The organism is Mesorhizobium norvegicum, assembly GCF_004919685.1.
Taxonomy (GTDB): domain Bacteria; phylum Pseudomonadota; class Alphaproteobacteria; order Rhizobiales; family Rhizobiaceae; genus Mesorhizobium; species Mesorhizobium norvegicum.
The window spans coordinates 1-397 of sequence record NZ_SMYZ01000220.1; the positions used below are offsets into that span (position 1 = coordinate 1).

General features: G+C 59.9%; 1 protein-coding gene. It reads left to right on the forward strand.

Annotated features, from left to right (window positions below):
- A partial coding sequence (locus FCU66_RS41770) for a hypothetical protein (protein ID WP_210239731.1) occupies positions 1–397 on the forward strand: 397 nt, incomplete at both ends.

Here is a 397-nt window from a genome sequence, read left to right on the forward strand (position 1 = left end):
AGCTTCGCGGCGCGATGCATATCGCCGTTTCGCTTAGTTTCGAGGTCGAAGGTCGGGAGCATCATGGGCCAACAATCTCAAAGGTGGGGTCAATTGATGCTGGCGAGATTGATCTTCGTCAGCCGCGACCTGGCCTCGATCACGCGCCGTCGGGCGGACCTAATCCTGCTGCAGAGAGCGATGTTGATCCCGACTCCGCAGTCCTCGTCCAGCATCCCTTCCGCACGTTCAAGGACGAGCTCCGCCCGGTTAATGCGGAGCCTGGCCTTGGCCAATTCGAAGATCAAAAGATCGGCCGCTGTCCCGCGTCCGTGGGGTTCCAAGGTGTTCATCATGAAGTGCTAACACATGGCGGAGCGGTTCGTTCCCTGATGTCGGGCGAAACGGGTGCCGCAGC